The following is a 1,035-nucleotide window of genomic DNA, read 5'->3' on the forward strand; positions in this document are numbered from 1 at the left end:
CCCCTCCCTTCTCATAAACCTCTCTCCGCTGCGCTTACCCTTAACTGCGCTGTACCAGCAGAACAAACGACAGAGATTGCATTCGCAGCCTGAGCAGAATCAACAATTAGCAAATGTTTCAAAAGCAAAGGATGCGATGAATTAAGTAGTGTCGCGCCAGTTCCATATCTAATCCAAATCTCCGCCGACGGGATTGTCAAAGACAAGCAATAAACCTTAATCATCCTCCTGTTCAGACTTGCGCTCAAAAGAGTTGTTGAGGATGTTGATACAGTAACCGTCGTAGCAACGTCCTCCGTCAAGCGCTCTATCAAACGCTCGCCAACATTTCGATTAAGATTATTACAACAATTCATACAACATAGTTATAAACAATATTGTTGTGGTCTTGTAGGAAACTTGACTTTTCGACGACGTACCCGGTAATAGACACCCAATCATTCTGCTGTCCTGCACCCGTATTATTCTGGAGCAAGCCATGACCTCGATCGACTATCTTTGCGTGGATTCTCCATCCGAATTTAATACCGTAGAATTCTAAATCAGTAAAGAATTCGTTGACCCCAGTGAGAAAAATTGGCTTCACATTATACAAGTCAATCATTCCCACTTCAAAATTTTGACCGCTTGGATTTTGTAAGGAAACCAACAGTCCCTTTTTGGGGTTTGCGCGAAACATCTGATTCTTTTGCTCCTTCTGCGCCAGCGTATCGGTAGCAAGAATCATCGGGGCAAAAGTTGGAGGTACTGAGTCGAGATAGCAGGCTACTCGAATCACCGCCATATGCCCTTGGTAATTGATGTTTGTTCCGAGTACAGATGCGTTGCTTGGGGTATATAAAATCGCTTCCTGATTGCTAGTTGCCGGAGTAATTCGGGCTGCTATTTGAGCAATGCGATCGGGCATATCGATCGCCATATTAATTCCTCCTGCCTCCGCTAGTGAATGTCGGCGATCGACTACCAAGCGCCGAATCGGGAGCCTTGGAAGTAAGTGCCGAAGTCATCCCATTACTACCCATACTGAATTTTGGC

1 protein-coding gene is annotated in these 1,035 nt (G+C 45.1%); it reads right to left on the reverse strand.

Annotated elements, in window-relative coordinates; all coding sequences use genetic code 11:
- Window positions 1-352: 352 nt before the first annotated feature.
- A complete protein-coding gene (locus ACUVJL_RS21960; protein WP_445247772.1) occupies window positions 353-919 on the reverse strand; it encodes a hypothetical protein in 567 nt (188 codons plus the stop codon).
- Window positions 920-1,035 lie beyond the last annotated feature (116 nt).

Source organism: Microcoleus sp. OTE_8_concoct_300 (assembly GCF_031383065.1).
Classification (GTDB): domain Bacteria; phylum Cyanobacteriota; class Cyanobacteriia; order Cyanobacteriales; family Microcoleaceae; genus Microcoleus.

What these genes read in the sequence shown, in the direction of transcription:
- ACUVJL_RS21960 (WP_445247772.1), bottom strand. Translation starts at nt 919, where the DNA reads ATGGCGATCGATATGCCCGATCGCATTGCTCAAATAGCAGCCCGAATT.